The sequence below is a fragment of the Actinomadura oligospora ATCC 43269 genome (assembly GCF_000518265.1).
Taxonomy (GTDB): Bacteria; Actinomycetota; Actinomycetes; order Streptosporangiales; family Streptosporangiaceae; genus Spirillospora; species Spirillospora oligospora.
Window position 1 is genome coordinate 351130 of sequence record NZ_JADG01000003.1, and the last position, 3385, is coordinate 354514.

A 3385-nucleotide genomic window follows, 5' to 3' on the forward strand; every position below is an offset into this window, starting at 1 on the left:
CAGCATTGCCAGAACAGAGCATGGAGGTACGGACGTGCGCACGGTGAGCTTCGACTTCGAGTCGCCCGAGGCCCGGTTCAAGGTGCTGATCAACGCCGAGGAGCAGTACTCGCTGTGGCCGGGCGACCTGCCCGTCCCCGGCGGCTGGACGGAGACGGGCGTGCACGCCTCCAAGGAGGAGTGCGACGAGTACCTGCGGCGGACGTGGACGGACATGCGCCCGAAGAGCCTGCGCGTCGCGCTCGACGGCGAATGACGTAGCCGCCGCCATGCCGCACGTGTTCACCAACGGGATCCGGCTCGCCTTCGAACGCCACGGGCGGGGCGAGCGGGTGCTGCTCGTCATGGGCTCGGGCGCGGCGGGCCGGGTCTGGACGCTGCACCAGACCCCGGCGCTGACCGCGGCCGGGTACCAGGCGGTCACCTTCGACAACCGGGGCGTCCCGCCGTCGGACGTCCCGCCGGGCCGCTACTCCCTGGACGACATGGTCGCCGACACCCGGGGCCTGATCGAGGCGATCGGGGCCGCGCCCTGCCGCCTGGTCGGGGTGTCGATGGGCGCGCTGGTCGTCCAGGAGCTGGCGATCCGGCACCCGGAGCTGGTGCGCTGCGGCGTGCTGATCGCGACCAAGGCGCGGTCCGACCCGGCGCGGGCCGCGCACCAGAAGGCCTACCAGGCGCTCGCCGAGAGCGGCGTGACGCTGCCCCGCGACTTCGAGGCGGCCGTCCTGGCGTTCGAGATGCTGTCCCCGGCGACGCTCGACGACGAGGAGTCGTCGGCGCTGTGGCTGGAGACGATCCGGCAGGCGGCGGGCGGCGTGGACCACGCGGCCGGGCAGAACTGGGTCGACCTCGACGGCGACCGCCGCGAGGCGCTGCGCGGGGTGACCGCGCCCTGCCGGGTGATCTCCTTCTCCGACGACCTGGTCACCCCGCCGCACCTGGGCGCGGAGGTCGCCGAGGCGATCCCGGACTGCGACGTCATCGAGGTCGGATCCGCCGGGCACTTCGGCTACCTGGAACGTCCGGACGAGGTGAACTCCGCGATCCTGGAGTTCCTGTCCAAGCAGGAGGCGGGCTCATGAGCGCGGGACGCGTCCCGGCCGCGCCGCTGGAGGACTGGCTGCGCGACTACTACTTCACCGCCGAGATCGACATCAGTTCCAGCGGCGTGAACTCCTACTCGATGGCCGAGCTGCGCGCGATGACCGGGCTCGACCACGCCGAGATCGACGCGCTGGTGTTCGACGACGGGTACTCGCTGGGCGCGCCCGCCGTCCGCGAGGTGATCGCGCGGCGCTGGGGCGACGGCGACCCGGGCCGGGTGATGACGACCAGCGGGTCCAGCGAGGCGATCACGCTGGTGCTGGACGCGCTGGTGCGGCCGGGGGACGAGGTCGTCGTCGTCCGTCCGGGCTACCACTCGCTGGTCGAGTACGCCGCCGCGCTCGGCGCCGAGACCCGCGCCTGGCGGCTGCACCCGGACCGCGCCTGGCGGCCGTCCCTGGACGAGCTGGACGCGCTCGTCACCGACCGGACACGCGCGATCATCGTGAACTTCCCGCAGAACCCGACCGGCGCGTCCATCACGGCCGCCGAGCTGCGCCGGCTCGTCGGCATCGCCGAACGCGTCGGGGCGTACCTGCTGTGGGACGCGGCGTTCGCCGACCTCGCGCACGAGGGGGAGCCGCTGCCCGACGCGTCCGTCCTGTACGAGCGTGGGATCGGGTTCGGCACGTTCTCCAAGGCGTTCGGGCTGCCGGGCCTGCGGTTCGGCTGGTGCCTCGCCCCGCCGGACGTGCTCGCCGACTGCGTCCGGATCCGCGACTACACGACGCTGCACCTCGCGCCTCTGGTCGAGCTGCTGGCACTGCGCGTCCTGGAGAACGCCGACGCGTTCCTGGAGCCGCGGCTGAAGCAGGCCCGGCTCAACCGGCGGATCGTCCTGGACTGGGCCGCCGCGCATCCGGACCTGGTCACGCTCGCGCCCACGATGGGCGGCGTCGCGGCGTTCCCCCGGCTGAACCCCCTGGACGACACCCGCGCGTTCTGCGACGACCTGTTCACCCGGCACGGCGTCCTGGTGATCCCGGGCGAATGCTTCGGCGCGCCGGAGCACATCCGCCTCGGCTACGGCGGGCCGACCGACCTGCTCACCCGCGGCCTGGACAGGCTGACCACCGCGCTCTCCCAGTGGCGTGACTGACGCGGGCGGGCGCGCCGCCCCGATCGCCGCGGACCACCAGACGAAGACCGCAACCGAAGGAGCCCGGAGATGGTGAGCGTCAGCCTCGCGTACTTCGCGGCGGGAGGCCCGGCGGATCCGTCCGCCGGGCCCTACGCCGTGCTGCTCGGCACCGCCCGACTCGCCGACGAGGCCGGGCTGGAGGCGGTGTGGCTGCCGGAACGGCACTTCGGCGACTTCGGCTCGCCGTTCCCGAACCCGGCGGTGCCCGCGGCGGCCGTCGCCGCGACCACCCGGCACGTCGGGATCCGCGCGGGCAGCGTCGTCCTGCCGCTGCACCACCCGGCCCGCGTCGCCGAGGAGTGGGCGGTCGTGGACCGGCTGTCCGGCGGACGCGCCGGGGTCTCGTTCGCGTCCGGCTGGCACGGCGCGGACTTCGTCCTGTCCCGCTTCGACGCGGACGAGCGGCGGCGCGTCATGCGGGACGGCATCGACGCCGTCCGGGCGCTGTGGCGCGGCGACCCGTGGACGTTCGAGGACGCCTCGGGCCGTCCGGTCGAGGTCCGCACGCAGCCGCGCCCGGCCCAGCCCGAGCTGCCGATGTGGATCACCTCGGGCGGCTCGGTCGGGACGTTCGAGCTGGCCGGGACGCTCCGCGCGGGCCTGCTCACGCACCTGGTCGGGCAGACGCCCGGGGAGCTGCGCGAGAAGATCGCCGCGTACCGCAAGACGCGGAGCGAGCACGGCGACGGCCGCGGCCACGTGACGCTCATGCTGCACACGCACGTCCACGACGGGTCCCGCGCGGCCGCGGACCGGGCCGAACGCGAACTCGCCCGCTACCTGACCAGCTCGATGCGGCTCGACGTGTCCAACGTCGCGGCGGCGTCCGACGCGGCGGCGGTCGGCGGGCTCGGCGACGCCGACCGGGGCGCGATCGCCGCCGCGGGGGCGGCCCGTTACGTGCGCGGCGGCCTGGTGTGCGCGGCCGGGGACGTCCAGGAGCGGCTGGCGGAGGTCGCGTCCTGGGACGTGGACGAGGTCGCCTGCCTGATCGACTTCGGCTTCGACCACGGCGCGATCCTCGCCGGGGTCGACGCCCTGCTGAGCGTGCTCGCCTGAACCTCGAGGCCCGATGCCTGCCTGACGCCTGACGCCTGACGCCTGACTCCGACGCCTGACCCAGCGGGAGGGTCCCCG

4 protein-coding genes are annotated in these 3385 nt (G+C 74.3%); all 4 read left to right on the forward strand.

Translation table 11 applies throughout. The annotated features are described in order from the left end of the window. Window positions 1-34: 34 nt before the first annotated feature. The 4 genes from P696_RS0101600 (at window position 35) to P696_RS0101615 (ending at window position 3307) form a co-directional block, all read left to right on the forward strand. Window positions 35-256, forward strand: a complete 222-nt coding sequence (locus P696_RS0101600) for an MbtH family protein (protein ID WP_281174900.1) — start codon at window positions 35-37, stop codon at window positions 254-256. Window positions 257-269: 13 nt separating this feature from the next. Continuing rightward, complete coding sequence (locus P696_RS0101605; protein ID WP_026410965.1) at window positions 270-1085, forward strand: alpha/beta fold hydrolase; 816 nt, start codon at window positions 270-272, stop codon at window positions 1083-1085. Then, window positions 1082-2206, forward strand: a complete 1125-nt coding sequence (gene vioD / locus P696_RS42535) for a capreomycidine synthase (RefSeq protein ID WP_034482709.1) — start codon at window positions 1082-1084, stop codon at window positions 2204-2206. The genes P696_RS0101605 and vioD overlap by 4 nt, the downstream gene beginning before the upstream one ends. A gap of 69 nt (window positions 2207-2275) precedes the next feature. Then, on the forward strand, window positions 2276-3307 hold the full coding sequence (locus tag P696_RS0101615; RefSeq protein ID WP_084336653.1) for a MupA/Atu3671 family FMN-dependent luciferase-like monooxygenase: 1032 nt from the start codon (window positions 2276-2278) through the stop codon (window positions 3305-3307). Window positions 3308-3385 lie beyond the last annotated feature (78 nt).